This is a genomic window from Amnibacterium sp., assembly GCF_036559085.1.
Classification (GTDB): domain Bacteria; phylum Actinomycetota; class Actinomycetes; order Actinomycetales; family Microbacteriaceae; genus Amnibacterium.
Window position 1 is genome coordinate 1 of sequence record NZ_DATBTU010000007.1, and the last position, 17,048, is coordinate 17,048.

The following is a 17,048-nucleotide window of genomic DNA, read 5'->3' on the forward strand; positions in this document are numbered from 1 at the left end:
CGTGCTCGGCCAGCTGCTCTGGCTCGCCTCGCTGGGCTTCGACGCGTACCTCGCCCGCCTCGACGTGTTCCTCGCGGAGTTCCGGCCGCACGCCCTCGTGCCGTTCCTCGACCAGCAGGTGATCGTCTTCAGCGGGTGGCACTTCGCCTGGGCCACCACGATGTTCCTGGCGTCGTTCCTCTTCATGGCCGCGGGTATCGGCGTCGTCCGCTACTTCGTGGTGCCGCGCCCGGAGGAGACGGGGCCACGCACGCTGATGGTCGCCCGCCGGCTGCCCCTCGAGATCTGGGCCGCCGGGCTGTCGCTGATCGCGTTCTCCGTGTGGTGGTCGTTCTCCGGGCAGGTCGCGGTGATCGATCCGAACCTGCCCGTCATGGTCGCCGTCGTGCCGATCATCACCGCGATGGCGTACCGCGGCGCGAAGTGGCTGCTCACCGTCAACCGCTTCTGGGCGCTCTGCGGGGTGCTCTACCTGATCGGGCTCGTCGTCGCCCGGTCGACCCAGCTGCTGCTGACGCTCGTGCAGGCCTTCCAGACCTGACCGCAGCCGCTCCTCGGCCGTCATCCGCCGTTCTCAGGATCGGGCGGCATATCTCAGGACGTTCGCTGCTCGAGCGCGGCGTGTCACGCCGGGAGCCCTGAAAACGGCGGATGGGAACGGCGGAGGCACGGGGGTCAGGGCCAGCAGGCGGTGATCCGGTAGAGGCGGGTCGAGCCGGATGAGGCGACGAGCTGCACGCCCTTCCCGGCGGCCGCCCGGTCGATGCCGGAGAAGGCGCGCGCCTCCTTCGGGCGCCCCCAGAGCTGCTGCGGGTCCGTGACGAGCCAGTGCAGGCCCAGGTCGCGGACCGCCGCGCAGACCTTCGCGTTGCCCGGGGCCTCGTCGAGGTGCTGCGCGATCAGCTTGCGTTCGTCGCCCCAGTAGCCGCCGAGGTGGGGGAACAGCGTCTGCCGGCCGCCGAGCGCCCAGGCGAGTGCCGAGCCGTTCCAGGGATCGTCCACGACGACCTGCCCGGCAGGCACGTACCGGCCGATGTCCGTGAGCACCAGCGTCTCGTCCTGATCGAGCAGCGCCCCGTGCTTGTCCGTGGCGGGAAGCGCGAACACCCGGCCGATCGCGCCGCTGACGCCGGTGAGCCCCGGCCCGGTCCACGTCACCGCGGCGACGACCAGGGCGGCCGCCGCGACCGCGAGCACGATCGTCCGGCCGTGCGGCTCCTGCCGCCGATGACTGCGGCGGCGCAGCACCTCGACGAGCTCCGCACCTCCCGCGGCGAGGATCCAGGCGACCACCGGGACCGCGATCGTCGGCAGCATCGCGAGGATGCGGTACTTGTCCTTGTCCCAGAGGCCGGTCGCCAGCTTCGCGAGGTCGCTGTTGCTGCCCGCGGCGGCTGCGTAGAGCAGCACGACCGCCAGGTAGGTCACGGCGGCCCAGCGGAGCCCGGGCCGGAGCAGCAGCGCGACGAGCGCGGCGAGTGCGACGACGGCGAGCAGCACCGACGGGGCGAGCGGCGTCTCGCCGGGGGAGGCGAGGCTCGTGGTCAGCAGCGCCTGCAGCACCGCGGTGCCGAAGCCCTCTCGCGCCTTGGCCGGTCCGCCGTTGAGGTGGTCGGCGATGGGCCGGTGGCCGACGTCGTAGTAGTGCAGGACGAACAGCAGCGCGCCGGCGGCGACCAGCACGACCGCGGCGGCGACGACGACGACGGTGAGGCGGGCACGGCGGCGGCCCTGCGGGCCGGTGGCGGCGAGAGCGCCCATCCGCGCCGCGAACCAGGCGACGAGCAGCGGCGCCGCGAGGACCAGCATCGCGACCAGGGACCGCGGATGCGCGAACGCGGCACCGCCCAGCCAGCCGAGGAGCAGCAGGACCGTGCGCCATCGCGGCAGCGGGGACTCCGGGCGCCATGCGTGCCGCTCCGGCCAGGCCGTGAGCGCCGCGATCAGGGCGAGCCCCACCGGCAGGGTCGTGTATGCGAGGCCGTTCGGGTAGAGCGTGCCGAAGTCGAGCAGCAGGTACGGGAAGGCGACGAAGGCGGAGGAGAGCACCGCGGCGATGCTGCCGACCAGCACGGGCTGGAGCGCCGATGCGGTCTCGTCGCGCCGGAGCGCGGTGGTGCCGAACAGCACCCGCGCGGCCAGTGCGCAGCCGAACGCGAAGACGGGGCCCGCCGTGCCGAGCCAGGCGGCGTTCACCGCGACGGGGACGGGGACCCCGGTCGTCTCCGCGGCCACGGCGGCGATGCTGTGGAACACCGCCGGGTAGAACGCCGTCGACTGGGTGGGGTGCGTCAGCCGGTAGAGGTGCAGGCTCGAGGCGTCGCCGCTCTGCACGATCGACTGCACGGCGTTCAGGTGGAAGACGGCGTCGTAGGTCTGGCTGATCCGCTCCGGCGACGCCACCGCGCCGAAGGCGATGGAGCCGATGGCGACGCTCGCCACGCCCACCCCGAGCACGACGGGCAGGACCGCGGAGGCCCGCCAGGTGTCCCACGCCGGGAGCGGCGATCCCGACCGGGAGGCCAGCAGGCGCACGCCGAGCAGCACCGCAGCAGCGACCGCCGCGGTGATCGCCACGGACCACCAGCCGAAGGGCGTGTGCAGGGCGGCGGCGGCGACGCCTGCGACGCCGATCGTGCCGAACCCGAGCGGGCCGGCAAGGGCCAGGGCGGTCGCGCCCCGCACCTTGACCGCGGCCGCCAGGGCGGTCCCCGGCACGAAGACGACCAGCATCGTGACGACGACCGGGAGGGCGGCGCCGATCCAGGTCATGACCGCATCACGGTACACGCGCCCCGCCCGGTGCTCCGGCGGCGCGCGACGGTCGGCGGGGAGCGCGTCCTTCGCCGCGGCCTCCGCCGCGCCTCCCGGTCGGGGGACGCGCATACCGCATTCCGCCCCACGGACGGGGGATGCACCCCCGGACTGGGGCCGCCCGACACGCCGGAACCCGCCTCTCACCTGGCCATTTGTGGCCGAATGGCTGCGATTCTTGCCAGGTGGGGGAACACAACGCTTTTGCATGGATGCGCGCCGGGGGAGTGGTGGCCGTCTCGGCCGCCGCGGCGATCGCACTCACCTCGTGCTCGCTGCTGCAGGTCGCGCCGTCGCCGGTGGTGACGTCCGCGCCGCGCTCGACCGAGGTGACCGACCCGTCGATCCCGGCGCCGACGGCGAGCGCGCCGGACACGCCGGGGCCGCTGTCGAGCGGGACGCCGAGCGCGACCGCGACCGCGGTGCCCACCCCGTCGCCCTCGATCTCACGCGGGAGCCGCACCGCCGTCACGCCCTTCGTCACGGCCGCGTCCTGGGACCAGCCGTCCGGCACGCTGACCGTCACGGCGCTCGTGCCCAACCTCGTCGAGCTCGACGGCACCTGCACGGTCACGGCGACGAACGGCAGCACCACCCTGTCGGCGAGCGCCACGTCCGCGCCCGGCGCCAACGACACCGAGTGCAACCCGGTGATGCTCTCGGGCAGCCGCCTGACCGCGGGCACGTGGTCGCTCGTGGTCGCCTACTCGTCGAAGCGCTCCGTCGGCGTCTCCGCCGCGCGCACCGTGACGGTGACCCGATGAGCCGCCGCAGCCGACTCACGGCGCTCGTCGCCGCGATCACGGGGGGCGCCGCGCTCGCCGTCGTCCTCGCCGGCGGCGTCTCGAGCGCCTCCGCCAGCACGTCGCCGGCAACGATGCTGAAGAGCTTCGACGCGGGCGACATCATCAGCGACCAGGTCATGTTCAACCCGAACACGATGACGCAGGCACAGGTGCAGTCGTTCCTGAACTCGATGGTGCCGTCCTGCCAGAACGTCCAGTACGCCACCGGGCTGCCGTGCCTGAAGGACTACACGCAGACCACCTGGTCCCGTCCGGCCGACCCCATGTGCGGGCCCTACACCGGCGCGAAGAACGAGACCGCCGCGGCGATCATCGTCAAGGTCGGCAAGGCCTGCAACGTCAACCCGCAGGTGCTGCTCGTGCTGCTGCAGAAGGAGCAGGGCCTCATCACCGACACGTGGCCCACCTCGGACGAGTTCCGGAAGGCGACCGGATACGGCTGCCCCGACAGCAGCAACGTCACCTGCGACGCGACCTACAACGGCTTCTACAACCAGGTCTACAAGGCCGCGTGGGCGTTCCAGCGGTACACGATGCCCGCGGGCACCGGTCCCGGCACCGACTACTACAGCGTGTACAGCGCCTACCCGGTCGGCAGGGCGTACCCGATCCTCTACCAGGACCCGTACACGGACTCGAGCTGCGGTTCGAAGAGCGTCGTCGTCAAGAACAAGGCGACGCACAGCCTCTACTACTACACGCCGTACACGCCGAACGCGGCGGCCCTCGCGGCCGGCTACGGCTCCGGTGACGCCTGCTCCGCCTACGGCAACCGCAACTTCTTCCTCTACTTCACGCAGTGGTTCGGCTCCACGCACATCATCGTGAGCGGCGCGATCGCCACCTACTGGAACGGCCACGGCGGCGCCTCCGGTGCGCTCGGCGCGGCGACCGCGAACGCGGTGAGCTCCACCGAGAACGGCGGCGGCAGCTCTCAGACCTTCCAGCACGGCACCGTGTACACGTCGAAGGCCGGCACCTTCGCCATCACCGGGGCGATGCTGACTGAGTACAACCGCCGCGGCGGCGTCCGCGGGAGCCTGCAGTGGCCCGTCGCGGATGCGACGACCGTCACGGCGAACGGCGGCGGCACCATGCAGCGCTTCGGCTCCGGCGAGCTCTACTCGTCGGCGGCGGGTACCTACGCGGTCCGCGAGGACCTCCGAGCCGCCTACCTCGCACAGGGCGGCGTCACCGGGACGCTCGGCTTCCCGACCGACAACGCCGCCACCCTCGGCACGGGCTGGGTGCAGCACTTCACGACGGGCACCACCTACTTCAACAAGGCGACCGGCGGCTACGCGGTGGCCGGTGCCGTGGACGCCGGATACACCGCGCGCAAGGGACCGACGGGCGTGCTCGGCTGGCCCGTCGCGGTCGCCGGAGCCCGCACCGCGGCAGGTATCAGCGGCACCGTCGAGGCGTTCCAGCAGGGCGACCTCTACGTGTCCTCCGCGGGCACCGCGGCCGTGCTGACGCCCGTCCGAACCGCGCTCGCGGCGAGCCCCGCCGCCGCGGGGAACAGCGTCGACGCGCTCGGCTGGCCGACCGCCGACGCCACCAGCACGACCATGAAGGGCGGCGGCACGATCCAGCCCTTCACCGGCGGTCGTCTCTATGCGCCGTCGTCCGGTCCCGCGGTCGTGCTCACCGGCGCGATCCTGAGCAGGTACGTCGCGAGCGGCGAGGTGGCGAGCGGCTTCGGTTGGCCGGCCGGCGAGCCTCATCCCGTGTCGGCCCATGGGGCGACCAGGACGGTGCAGTCGTTCCAGACGGCCGCGGCCTATCAGGTCGGCTCCGCCGTCACGACCGTCGTCGGGGCGACCTACGCCGAGTACGTCGCCGAGGGCGGCCCGGCGGGCCCCCTGGGCTGGGTCACCGGCGCGGCCTGGCGCACCGCGCCGTACGGAGGCGTGTGGGCGCAGGCGTTCTCCGGCGGCTCGCTCTACTACTCCTCGGCCGACAAGCACACCTGGCCGGTGACCGGCACGATCCTCAGCTACTACGAGGCCAACCGCGAGTCGGCCGGCGTGATCGGACGCCCGCTCGGGGGACCGACGCAGGTCGTGGCGAACGGCGCGACCGGAACCGTCCAGTCGTTCAGCTCGGGGTCGGTCTATGTCAGGGCCGGCACGCTGACCTACGTCGGTGGACGGATGCGTTCCGGCTACCTGGCGATCGGCGGCCCGTCCAGCACGCTCGGGTGGCCGACGGCCTTCTCGACGCGCACCACGGACAACGGCGGCGGCTGGACCGAGACCTTCCAGGGTGGAACCCTCTTCTACTCGACGAGGCTCCAGCTGGTGGAGGAGGTGCGCGGCGGTATCGGCAAGGCCTACGCCGCGACGCGCGCCACCGCCGGTCCTCTCGGCTGGCCCACGACCGGTGAGCTGCCGGTCGGCTCGACGAAGGTGCAGCACTTCCAGCACGGCACGATCACCTGGCGGAGCGGCAGGGCGATCGTCGCCGTGGGCTAGGACGCGACCCGCCCGCGCCGGGCACCTGATGCCCTGGTCCGCCAGGGCATGGTTACACTGGCGCAGCCGCCGTCAGCGGTGCTGTTCCCGGAAGAGACCCCTGTGACCCCGAGTGAGAGCGCAGCCGACGAGGCCCATCCGTCGGTGGTCGCCGTGATCGTGGCCTACAACCGCAAGGATCTGCTGGTCGAGGCCCTCGCCGCCCTGCGGGCTCAGACCCTGCAGCCGACCGCCGTCGTCGTCATCGACAACCACTCCGACGACGGGTCCGCCGAGACGGCCCGCGAGGCCTGGCCCGAGATCGACGTCGTCCGGCTCGCCCGCAACACGGGTGGTGCGGGCGGCTTCGCCACCGGCATCGCCGTCGCGATCGCCCGGCACGAGCCCGACTGGGTCTGGGTGATGGACGACGACACGATCCCGACGCCCACCGCGCTCGAGGAGCTGCTGAAGGCGGCCGACAGGCCGGGCGTGGTGCTCGCGGGCAGTCGAGTGGTCTGGACGGACGGGCTCGACCATCCCATGAACACGCCGCGACGCAAGCCGTTCGTCAGCCGCCAGGAGGCCACGGATGCGACCGAGCTCGGCGTCCTGCCCGTGCGCTCCTCGTCGTTCGTGTCGATGCTCGTGTCGGCGGCACGGGTGCGCGAGGCGGGCCTGCCGATCGCCGACTACTTCATCTGGAACGACGACTTCGAGTTCTCCACGAGGATGCTGCGGCGCGGACGCGGGCTGTACGTCCCGTCGAGCGTCGTGGTGCACAAGACGACGGCGCGTGCGGACACCGATGCGGACCCCGGCGCACGGTTCTTCTTCGAGGTCCGCAACAAGATCTGGCTGATGGTCTTCAGCCACGGCCTGAACCCGATCGAGAAGCTGGTCTACATCGGCGCGACCCTGCTGCGGTGGGGTCGCACCATCCGCCGGTCCCACCAGCGCCGCTTCCTGCTGACGCAGCTGCGCCGCGGGCTCATCGCCGGTTTCGGCAGCCGGCCGCGCCTGAACGCGGACGCCCTCTCCGACCTCGGCGCCGTGACCGAGGCCGTGGTGCGGGTCGAGGCCCCGGCCAGGCGGGGCACGTGACGGCCTTCTCCCTGCTGCTCCCGGTCTACGCCCGCGACGACCCGCAGCAGCTGCGGCGCGCGTTCGAGAGCTCGGTGCAGGAGCAGACCCGCCGCCCGGACGAGGTCGTGCTCGTGCAGGACGGGCCCGTGCCGGATGCGCTCGCGGTCGCCATCGCCGCGCTGGTCGAGGCGTCGCCGGTGCCCGTGCGGCACCTCGTGCTGCCGGTCAACGTCGGCCTCGCCGAGGCGCTCACCGCCGGCCTCGACGCCTGCGCGCACGACGTCGTCGCCCGGATGGACGCCGACGACGTCGCCCTGCCCGGCCGCTTCGAAGCCCAGCTCGCCGTGATCGAGCAGGGCTACGACCTCGTCGGCGCCGGTCTCCTCGAGTTCGTCGACGACGAGCAGGTGACGGTCGGGCGGCGCACGCCCCCGATCGGCGAGGAGGTCATCCAGCGCTACGCGCGCTTCCACGACCCGTTCAACCATCCCACCGTCGTCTACCGTCGCTCGGCGGTCCGGCGGGCAGGCGGCTACCAGGCCGGGGCGCTGATGGAGGACTACTGGCTGTTCGCGCGCATGCTCCAGGCCGGCGCGAGGGTCGCGAACCTGCCGGAGCCACTCGTGAAGTACCGGGTCGGCGCGGGCGCCTACGCGCGTCGAGGAGGCCTGCGCCAGCTCCGGGCCGAGCTGCATCTGCAGCGGCAGCTCCATCACCTGGGATTCACGACTCTCGCCCAGTACCTGAGGAACGTCCTCGTCCGGGGCGGCTACCGTCTCCTGCCGGAGTCGGTGCGGCGCACCTTCTATCGACGGGTCCTCCATCGGGACTTCAGGGACGGTGCGGCGGGAGGGGTGGCATGACGGACCTGCTGGTGGTCGGGAGCGGCTTCTTCGGGCTGACGGTGGCGGAGCGGATGGCGGATGCCTACGGGCTGCACGTCACGGTGATCGAGCGCCGGGACCACCTGGGCGGCAACGCCTACAGCGAGCCGGACCCGGACACCGGGATCGAGATCCACCGGTACGGGGCGCACCTGTTCCACACCTCGAACGAGCGCGTGTGGGCGTACGTGAACCGGTTCTCCGCGTTCACCTCCTACGTGCACCGGGTGTACGCGAAGCATCGCGGTGAGGTGTTCCCGCTGCCGATCAACCTCGGCACCATCAACCAGTTCTTCCGCGCCGGGTACGGGCCGGGGGAGGCGCGGGCGCTGGTCGCGGAGCAGTCCGCGGAGCTGGGGGAGCGGATCCCCGCGAACCTCGAGGAGAAGGCGATCAGCCTGATCGGGCGCCCGCTCTACGAGGCCTTCATCCGCGGGTACACGGCCAAGCAGTGGCAGACGGACCCGACGGAGCTGCCGGCGGACGTGATCTCGCGCCTGCCGGTGCGGTACTCGTACGACAACCGGTACTTCAACGACACCCATGAGGGCCTGCCGGTCGACGGGTACACGGCGCTGCTGACGCGGATGGCGGAGCACCCGAACATCGACCTGCGGCTGAGCACCGACTTCTTCGGCGAGCACGAGTTCGGCAAGGCCCGCGTGCTCGGTCGGCTGCCGGTCGTCTACACCGGCCCCATCGACCGGTACTTCGACGACAGCCTCGGCGCCCTGTCGTGGCGCACGCTCGACTTCGAGCGCGAGGTGCTGCCCGTCGGCGACTTCCAGGGCACCTCGGTCATGAACTACAGCGACCTCGACGTGCCCTACACCCGGATCCGCGAGTTCAAGCACTTCCATCCCGAGCGCGACTCCCCGGACGACGCCACGGTCATCATGCGCGAGTACTCCCGGTTCGCCGGCCGCGGCGACGAGCCCTACTACCCGGTCAACCGGCCCGCGGACCGAGACCGGCTCGTCCGCTACCGCGAGTTCGCGGCCGAGGAACCCGACGTGCTGTTCGGCGGCCGTCTCGGCACCTACCAGTACCTCGACATGCACATGGCGATCGCGTCCGCGCTCAGCCTCGTCGAGAACCGCCTCGCGCCCCGGTTCCAGCCGGCGGGGAGCCGGTGAGCGGCGCCAGCCGCACGGGGTCACGCCGGGTCGCGTCGCTCGGCTTCGGCCGCGACGCCACCGACCTCGCGGACCTCGCCCTCGTCGCCCTCGTCGTCGTCGGTCTGCTCCTCGCGCTCCCGACCGGCTCCTGGGTCATCGTCGTCGCCGCCGCGATCCCGAGCCTCGCCGCCGACCTCCTCCGCGGGCCGCGGATCCCCGCCCTCCGACGGATGCGGCGCATCCTGCTGGATCGGCCGCAGCGGTCGCTCGTCCGCAACGGCGCGGTCGTCGTCGGTGTCGCGGCGACGCCGCCCGTCGAGCCGTTCGCCGACTTCGCCGCGCTCCTCGTCGCCATCATGGCCGTGCATCTCGCACTCACCGCCTACATCTCCTTGGGCCTGCGGCGGCTCGAGGAGGAGCACGCGGACCTGCAGTGGCGCAACCTCGACGTGCGGGGGAGCAGCGAGGGCCCGGATCCCCTGCCGGACCCGGTGCAGCGGTTCCTCCCGCTCGACGGGCTGCGCCTGCTCGCCGCCGTCGAGATCCTCGTGCTCGCCGGGCTCGTCCTCGTCGTCCTCGGCGTCCCTGCAGCGCCGATCGTGCTCGCGGTGCTCGCGGCACTCCTCGCCGCGGCGATCGCCGCCGTCGCCGCCCGCGCCTGGAGGTCGGGCGGCGATCCCCCCCGCGACAGCGACGCGGCTGTGGCGGAGGCGGTGGCCGCCCTCGCGCCCGAGGTCGTCTTCTACTTCTCCTCACCCGCCTCAGGCACCTACGCGCTCACCGTGTGGGCGAAGGTGATCGATGCGATGCGCCGGCCGACCCTCGTCGTGCTGCGCGAGCCGGTGCACCTCGACGCGCTCACCGCCATGACCACGCCGATCGTCGTCGCGCCGACCGTCGCCGCGCTCGAGGTCGTCACGCCGCCGTCGGTGCGCGTCGTGCTCTACCCGACGAACGTGGTCCGCAACAACGAGATGATCCGGATCCCCGGTCCGATGCACAGCTTCATCGGTCACGGCGACAGCGACAAGGTCGGCAGCTTCAGCCCCCTGAACCGCATGTACGACGAGATCTGGGTCGCCGGCCGGGCCGCGATCGACCGCTACGCCGCGGTGGACGAGGGGATCGACCTGAACGTGCTCCGCGCCGTCGGGCGCCCGCAGCTCGCGGAGATCCGCCGCGCGAAGCCCGCGACCGAGGAGGCCCAGCGGCTCGTGGTGCTCTACGCGCCGACGTGGGAGGGCTTCTTCGACGAGGCGGACTACTCCTCGGTCGCCGCGATGGGCGAGCGGATCGTCCGGGGCGTGCTCGACGCCGGCGCGGTCCTGCGCTTCAAGCCGCATCCGCTCACCGGCCACCGGCTGCCCGCCGCGGCCAAGGCCAGGACCGCGATCGAGGAGCTGCTGAAGCGTGCGGGCGACGGGAGCGGCCTCGTGCCGAACACGCCGGACGCCCTCTACACCGCGTTCAACGAGGCCGACGTGCTCATCAGCGACATCTCGAGCGTGATCACCGACTTCCTCGCGTCGCGGAAGCCCTACGCCGTGACGAACCCGCGCGATCTGCCGGACGAGGAGTTCCGCGCCCTCTTCCCGTCCTCCGGCGCCGCGGAGCTGCTCGGCACCGACCTCGCCACGCTGCCCCGCGCGCTCGAGGACGCGGGCGGCACCGACCCCCGCCGCGCCTCCCGCGAGGCGCTGGCCGAGTACCTCCTCGGCGCGGAGCAGGACCCGCTCGACCGGTTCCGCGACGAGGTGGACGCGTTCGTCGCCCGCGCCGACGCGCGCATCGCCGCCGCGGCCATCCCCGCGGGGATCCGCCCGTGAGGAGCGGAGGCGCCCGCACCGGGGTCGCGGTGGCGGTCGGTCTCGCCTACGTCGTGCTCGCGCTCCTGGCGCTGCTGCCGGCCCCCGTGCCGTTCCTCGTGCTCGCGGTGCTGCTCGTGGTCGCCGAGCTGTGGCTCTCGCGGCAGACGGGGGAGGTGCTGCCCCTCCTGCTCCGTTCGCAGCTCGGGGTGCGCTTCCGCCTGCTGTCGCTCGACGTGCTCACCGCCGTGCTCGCGGCCCGCTTCCTGCCCGAGCGGGCGCTCATCGTCGCGCTCGCGGTCGTCTCGGTCGTGCTGCTGCACGGCGGCCGCGACGCAGGGGGCATCTTCGCCCGGCGGCGCGAGTGGCGCCGGAACGGCGGCCCGGTCAGCTGGCGGAACCTCTCGGTTCCCGGCCTCCCGGATCCGCGGACGGCCAGGCCCGTCGCGGAGCTGAGCGCACCGCTCGCGCTCCTGACGCTGCTGCTCCCGCTCGGCTTCGCCATCGGTGACGCCACCGACCGGCTGTCCGCCTCGCTCGTCGCCGAGCTCCTCGTCATCGCGGTGCTCGCGCTCTACCTCGCCGGCCGGCTGCTGCAGTACTGGCTGCTGAACCGCGTCAGCATGGACGAGGTGCGGGCGCGGGTCCAGGCGGTGCTCGAGACGCAGGAGCCGGAGATCGTCGTCCACTTCAGCGGGCGGCGGCGCACCGTGGAGCAGGTGCTGCTCTGGGTACCGGTGCTCCGCGAGCTCGGGAGGCCGTGCCTCCTCGTCGTCCGGGAGCCCACCCATCTCGACGCGCTCGAGGGCTGCGGCATCCCCGTCGTGTTCGCGCCCCGCAGCCAGGACATCGAGCTGTTCATGGTGCGCTCCGTCCGGCTCGCCCTCTACCCGAGCGACATCACGAACATCAACAACCACCTCCTCCGGGTCCCCGGCATCTACGACGTCCTCGTGGGCCACGGCGACTCCGATGAACCCGAGAACCGGAGCCCCATCGCCCGGATGTACGACGAGATCTGGGTGGCGGGCCCTGCCGGCCGCGAGCGCTACGCCTACCTCGCCGCCGGGGTCCCCGAGCGGCGGATCAGGGAGATCGGGCCGGTCCGGCCTCTCACGGCCGCCCCGCTGCCCGCAGTTCCCGGCAACCGGCCGGTCGTGCTGTACGCGCCCACCTGGGAGAACGCGACCACCAGCACGGACCTCTCGTCGCTGGTCGAACGGGGCTCGGCCGTCCTCGAGGCGCTGCTGGCGCGGCAGGACGTGCGGGTGCTCTTCGCGCCGGCGGCTCCGACCGGATCCCGCCTGCCGGAGTACGCGGACGCCGTCGCGGCGCTCGCCCGCCGCGTCGCAGCCGCGGGCTTCGAGCACGCCGTGCTCGAGCCGGAGCAGATCCCCGCCGCGCTCGCGGCCGCCTCGTTCGCGGTGCTCGACGTCTCACCCCTCGTCAGCGAGGCGATCCGACTCGACGTGCCCTTCGCCGCTCCCGCCATCCGCGGGCACGACGCGGCGGCCATGGTCGAGCGGTTCCCGACGCTGTCGGCCGGCGCGGTCCTCGAGGACCTCCCGGAGGACGTGTTCCTCGCCCTCGACGACGCCCTGGGCGACGACCGGCGCGCCGGTGCGCGCGCGGCGATGCGCGCGCACCTCGACGGGGAGGAGCCCCAGGATCTCCCGCGGCGCTTCGCGGCCGCGGTGACCGACGCGTTCGAGGCCCAGCGCCGTCGTCGCGCGTTCGCCCGCCCCAGCTGACCCCCGCTCGCGATTCCGGGCGGGTTCCGTCATCCCGGGCGTGAGAAGGCGCCCGGAATGCCGGGAGACGCCCGGATGGCGCGTCAGGCGGGCTGCGGGATCCCGGAGCGGCGGCGGACGTCGATGATCTGGCCGGTCACCTCGGAGAGCAGGGTGTCGATGGAGGCCATCGCGACGGCCTCCGCCGAGAGCAGCGTGCCCTCCGGCTCCTCGCCGAACGCCTTGGTGCGCATCCCCGTCTTGGTGCGCTCCGGGTTGATGCAGTTCACCCGCACCTGCAGGTCCGCCCACTCCTCGGAGAGCGACTGCGTGAGGTTCACGGTCGCGGCCTTCGTCGCGGAGTACATGCCGTAGTTCGCGCGACCGCGGGTGTACGAGCTCGAGGTGAAGAAGAGCAGCTGGCCCTTCGACGCCTTGAGGTAGGGCAGCGATTCCTGGGCGATGAGGATCGGCCCGAGCAGGTTCACGTTGATGGTGTTCTTCACCTGGTCGTGGCTGAACGTCTCGAGGCCGCCGATGTCGAGGATGCCGGCCGAGTTCACGACGAAGTCGATGCGGCCGCTCTGGGTCGCCGCCTGCTCGAGCGCGGCCTTCACGTGCTTGCGCTTGCGGATGTCGGTGCCGGTCGCGGTCCGCGAGAACGAGAACACGGTGGCGCCGTAGCGCTCCGCCGCATCCGCGATCGCGCGGCCGATGCCCTCGCTGCCCCCGAACACGACGACCGTCTTACCCGCGAGCGCCGCCTCGCGCTCCTCCACGGTGAGGCCGCCGGGCTCGGCGGACTTCAGCTGGAAGAGCTTGTCGGCGATGAAGACGTCGATCGACTCGGTGATCTTCATGTTCTCGTCGGAGCCCGCGATGACCGCGATCGGCACATCCGGCGTGTACTTCAGCACGACGGTGCAGTCGTCCGTCGCGACGAAGTTGCGGTCGCGGGCGGCCCGCTCGTAGGCGCGGCGGATGGCGGAGAGCAGGAACGCCTGCGGCGTCTGGCCGCGGCGGAGCAGCGAGCGCGGCGGCACGTCGACGAGCACGTTCGTCTCGGTGTTGATCTGGATGATCGTGTCGGCCGAGGGGATCGCGGTGTCGACGGCGCCGTAGTGGTCGAGGGCATCGACGCAGTCGCGCAGGATCCGCTCGTCCACGAACGGCCGGACCGCGTCGTGGAAGAGCACCTTGCACTCCTCGTCGCCGAGCTGCGCGAGGGCGAGCCGAGTCGTGTCGTTGCGGCTCTCGCCGCCCGCGAACACCCGCGTGAGCTTCGGGTAGCTGCCCCGCGCGATGAGCTCCTCGACGGCCGACATGTGGTTCGGCTCCATCATCACGATGATCTCGTCGATGCACTCGGCGGCGTTCACCGCCGCGATCGTGTGCTCGATGATCGGCTTGCCGGCGATCCGGGCGAGCTGCTTCGGCATCCCGAGCCCCGCGCGCACCCCCACGCCGCCCGCCAGGATCACTGCGACCGTTCGCATCCGCTGCCCCGTCGTCGCCATGCCCGCGATCCTACCGACCGCCACTTCGCCGTTCGCCGCCTCCGCATGACGGCCCCGCACCCACTCCTCAGCACCTCCTGGTACTGCCCTCGTAGGCTCCCGGGATCGGGCGGGAGGACATCGTGGGCGACAGGCCGAGGGTCAGCGTCATCGTGCCGACGTACCGCACGGGCGAGGTGTTCAACCGCGTGGTCGAGTCGCTGGACGCCCAGACGCTGCCGCAGGACGAGTTCGAGACGATCGTGATCGACGACGGGTCGCCCGATGAGACCTTCGCGATGCTGCAGCGGCACGCCGCCGCTCGGCCGAACATGACCGTGCGCCGCATCGAGCGATCCGGCTGGCCCAGCCGGCCGCGCAACGTCGCGCTCGAGATGGCGCGGGGCGAGTGGGTGCTGTTCCTCGATCATGACGACTCGCTCTACCCCGACGCCCTCCGTCGCGGCACGGAGTACGCCACGGAGACCCACGCCGACGTGCTCTCGCCGAAGGAGTCGAAGACCTCCGACGTCTGGTGGGGGATGCCGGCCCTGACGGGCGGCAACATCCCCGACGCGCGCGCGACGCACGGCATCGATGTCCTGACGCCGATGGTGCCCCACAAGTTCTACCGGCGGGACCTCCTGCTGGAGCACGGCATCCGCTTCCCGGAGGGCGGCCGGATGCTGTGGGAGGACATCTACCTCAACGTCGCGGCCTGGCGGCACGCCAGGCACGTCGCCGTGCTCGCCGACACCCCCGTGTATCTCTGGCACTCCAGCGCGGAGAACACCTCGAAGACGTACGGACCGCGCGACGAGGAGTTCTGGGACCGCCTCGACGACCTCTGCGCCTTCATCGATCGCACCCTGGACGGCCCGGCCTTCGAGGAGGCGCGACGGTCGACGCTCCTGAACCAGTATCGCGACCGTGTCCTCGGCCGGTTCAGTCGGATGCTGCAGCAGGCCGCACCGGAGGAGACCGCGATGGCGCTCGCTCGTGCGCGGCGCATCCAGGAGACGTACGTGCCGCTCGAGTGGGAGGAGCACCTCGGCCTCTACGACCGTGCCAGGGCGGTCCTTCTCCGGGCCGAGCGGCCCGACCTGATGCAACGGCTGGCGGCGATCGACGGGGCGGTCACGCTCCGGGCGGACACCGAGCGGGCGGAGTGGGTGGACGGCCGCCTGCGACTCCGGCTGAAGGCCGGACTGATCGAGCGTGGCGCCGGACCCGTCGCCTTCCGCCGCGACGGTGAGCGCGTCCGCCGGATCCTGCCGGCCGACATCGAGGCTGCACTCCCGCCCGCGGTGCTCGACGTCACCGACCGGCTGCAGCGCTGCGAGTTCTGGGTGGGGACGCGGGACCGCGCGGACCGGGTGACCTGGCAGCTGCCGCACGAGCCGCACCTCGCCTTCGAGTCGCTCGACGAGGAGAGCCTGGCGACGCCGGTGGTGCGGACCAGGGCGACGCTCGATCTCGAGCACGCCGCGCTCGGCGCACCCCTCCCGAAGGCCGTCTGGGACCACTACGCGGCCGTCCGCTGGGAGGGCCACGAGCTCAGCACGACGCTGCGGTACACCGGGCCGGCCCGTGCCGCACTGGCCGAGGGCCGCGCCGCGGTCGCCTATCGGAGCCGGCGGGACGGGCTGGCGGTCGACACGTCGGGGCGGCTGCGGAACGTCGTGAAGGACTCGAGGCCGACGGCCGACGATGTGACCGGGATCACCCGCGGTCTCGTCGTCGGACTGCCCGACATCGCGATCACCGGCAGGACCGAGCTCCCCGCCGCCGTGGTCCTGATCCCGGATCCCGACGAATCCGACGGCCCTCGACCGCAGCTCACCGGCACAGTCGTGGGTGGCCCCGATGGCGCTCGCCTCGAGGCGACGGGGACGGCGCCGCCCGGCAGCTACCGGGTCGCCTTCCGCGTGGGGGAGGGGGAGGCGCTGGTGAGCGGCTTCGTCGCGCACGTCGACGGCACCGGCGGGTTCTCGCTCACCCGCCCGGAGGGCCGGCAGCAGCCGGAGGCGCATCCTGCCTCAGGGACCGTGAGCCGCTTCTGGCGGAGCGCGATCGGGGCGGCGAGAACCACCGCTCAGCGGATCCGGTCCCGCCGCTGACCGCCGCAGCAGAGGAGCGCCCCGGTCCTCAGCGGGGCTGCGCCGGTCCGATTCGGGTGTGCAGGCGGTGCGCGAGCTCGTTCGTCGCGAGGTAGCCCTGCTGCACCTCGCGGAGCAGGCTGAAGATCTCGTTGTCGCTGAAGTGCACCGTCGCACCGTTCAGCTCGAGGAACACGTTCGTCGCGAGCCAGGCGAGCCGCTTGTTGCCGTCGAACAGCGAGTTGTTCCGCGCGAGGCTCTCCATGAAGGCGGCGGCCTTCATCGCGAGCGGCGTGTAGACGTCCATCCCGCGGTACTTCAGCGCGGGCCGGTCGACGGCCCCGATCAGCAGGCCGAGGTCGCGGACGGCCTCACGGAGCGGCGCCTCGCTGAACATCTCGACGATCTGGACGACGTCGTCGATGCTCAGGTACTCCGTCTGAGCGACCTGGGACGGCGGGAGCTCCGTGGACACCTCACCCCAAGCGATCTCGTGCGTCTCGACGGACGGATGTGCGATCGCGGCCGAGGGGACGGCCGCCGTCACGCCTCGGCGAGACGTGCGATGAGACCAGCGTATCGATCGAGGAGGCGGCGGGTCGCGGCCGCCACGAACTCCGGGTGGTCGGGCTTCGGAGCCGCGAGGTCGATCGCGACGGCGGCCGCGGTGTTCTTCGACATCTTGAACTGCTGCGCGAGCCGGGTGAGCGTCGCGTCCTCGTCCGCCGAGAGCCTGAGAGTCATCGCCATAAGC

General features: G+C 72.3%; 13 protein-coding genes. 9 read left to right on the forward strand and 4 right to left on the reverse strand.

From position 1 onward, the window contains the following. The coding region (locus tag VIG76_RS00540; RefSeq protein ID WP_331949929.1) for a hypothetical protein at window positions 1-541 on the forward strand (541 nt) is incomplete at its 5' end. 134 nt (window positions 542-675) lie between these two features. Here the strand turns inward: VIG76_RS00540 and VIG76_RS00545 are convergent. Beyond that, a complete protein-coding gene (locus tag VIG76_RS00545; RefSeq protein WP_331949931.1) occupies window positions 676-2,772 on the reverse strand; it encodes a DUF6541 family protein in 2,097 nt (698 codons plus the stop codon). 254 nt (window positions 2,773-3,026) lie between these two features. Between VIG76_RS00545 and VIG76_RS00550 the strand changes: the two genes are divergently transcribed. From VIG76_RS00550 to VIG76_RS00580, 7 genes are all read left to right on the forward strand, one after another. Beyond that, entirely contained in the window at window positions 3,027-3,578 is a 552-nt protein-coding gene (locus VIG76_RS00550; RefSeq protein WP_331949933.1) for a hypothetical protein, read from the forward strand. Then, window positions 3,575-6,097 carry a hypothetical protein gene (locus VIG76_RS00555; protein ID WP_331949935.1) on the forward strand — a complete coding sequence of 841 codons (2,523 nt, stop codon included), beginning with the start codon at window positions 3,575-3,577 and terminating at the stop codon, window positions 6,095-6,097. Before VIG76_RS00550 ends, VIG76_RS00555 begins: the two co-directional genes overlap by 4 nt. 102 nt (window positions 6,098-6,199) lie before the next feature. Then, a complete protein-coding gene (locus VIG76_RS00560; RefSeq protein WP_331949937.1) occupies window positions 6,200-7,180 on the forward strand; it encodes a glycosyltransferase in 981 nt (326 codons plus the stop codon). Then, window positions 7,177-8,025 (forward strand): glycosyltransferase, encoded by an 849-nt coding sequence (locus VIG76_RS00565; RefSeq protein WP_331949939.1) that lies wholly within the window; start codon window positions 7,177-7,179, stop codon window positions 8,023-8,025. Before VIG76_RS00560 ends, VIG76_RS00565 begins: the two co-directional genes overlap by 4 nt. Further along, window positions 8,022-9,182 (forward strand): UDP-galactopyranose mutase, encoded by a 1,161-nt coding sequence (gene glf, locus VIG76_RS00570; RefSeq protein ID WP_331949941.1) that lies wholly within the window; start codon window positions 8,022-8,024, stop codon window positions 9,180-9,182. Before VIG76_RS00565 ends, glf begins: the two co-directional genes overlap by 4 nt. Continuing rightward, the gene (locus tag VIG76_RS00575; protein WP_331949943.1) at window positions 9,179-10,990 is read left to right on the forward strand and encodes a CDP-glycerol glycerophosphotransferase family protein; all 1,812 of its coding nucleotides are present in this window, start codon (window positions 9,179-9,181) and stop codon (window positions 10,988-10,990) included. Before glf ends, VIG76_RS00575 begins: the two co-directional genes overlap by 4 nt. Next, a complete protein-coding gene (locus VIG76_RS00580) occupies window positions 10,987-12,720 on the forward strand; it encodes a hypothetical protein (protein WP_331949945.1) in 1,734 nt (577 codons plus the stop codon). The genes VIG76_RS00575 and VIG76_RS00580 overlap by 4 nt, the downstream gene beginning before the upstream one ends. Before the next feature lie 83 nt (window positions 12,721-12,803). Here the strand turns inward: VIG76_RS00580 and VIG76_RS00585 are convergent, their stop codons facing one another. Beyond that, window positions 12,804-14,216: a bifunctional cytidylyltransferase/SDR family oxidoreductase gene (locus VIG76_RS00585; RefSeq protein WP_331949947.1), complete on the reverse strand. Its 1,413-nt coding sequence runs from the start codon at window positions 14,214-14,216 to the stop codon at window positions 12,804-12,806. Window positions 14,217-14,338: 122 nt separating this feature from the next. On the opposite strand from VIG76_RS00585, the gene VIG76_RS00590 reads away from it, so the two are divergent. After that, window positions 14,339-16,315: a glycosyltransferase family 2 protein gene (locus VIG76_RS00590; RefSeq protein ID WP_331949949.1), complete on the forward strand. Its 1,977-nt coding sequence runs from the start codon at window positions 14,339-14,341 to the stop codon at window positions 16,313-16,315. Window positions 16,316-16,343: 28 nt separating this feature from the next. Here VIG76_RS00590 and VIG76_RS00595 read toward each other — a convergent pair whose 3' ends face one another. Then, on the reverse strand, window positions 16,344-16,769 hold the full coding sequence (locus tag VIG76_RS00595) for a type II toxin-antitoxin system death-on-curing family toxin (protein ID WP_331949951.1): 426 nt from the start codon (window positions 16,767-16,769) through the stop codon (window positions 16,344-16,346). 68 nt (window positions 16,770-16,837) lie between these two features. Continuing rightward, window positions 16,838-17,048, reverse strand: a 211-nt coding sequence (locus VIG76_RS00600; RefSeq protein WP_331949953.1) for a hypothetical protein, incomplete at its 5' end; no start/stop codon positions are given.

Coding starts and splice junctions, on each gene's coding strand:
- VIG76_RS00545 (WP_331949931.1), bottom strand. CDS start 2,772: ATGACCTGGATCGGCGCCGCCCTCCCGGTCGTCGTCACGATGCTGGTC.
- VIG76_RS00550 (WP_331949933.1), top strand. CDS start 3,027: ATGCGCGCCGGGGGAGTGGTGGCCGTCTCGGCCGCCGCGGCGATCGCA.
- VIG76_RS00555 (WP_331949935.1), top strand. CDS start 3,575: ATGAGCCGCCGCAGCCGACTCACGGCGCTCGTCGCCGCGATCACGGGG.
- glf (WP_331949941.1), top strand. CDS start 8,022: ATGACGGACCTGCTGGTGGTCGGGAGCGGCTTCTTCGGGCTGACGGTG.
- VIG76_RS00585 (WP_331949947.1), bottom strand. CDS start 14,216: ATGGCGACGACGGGGCAGCGGATGCGAACGGTCGCAGTGATCCTGGCG.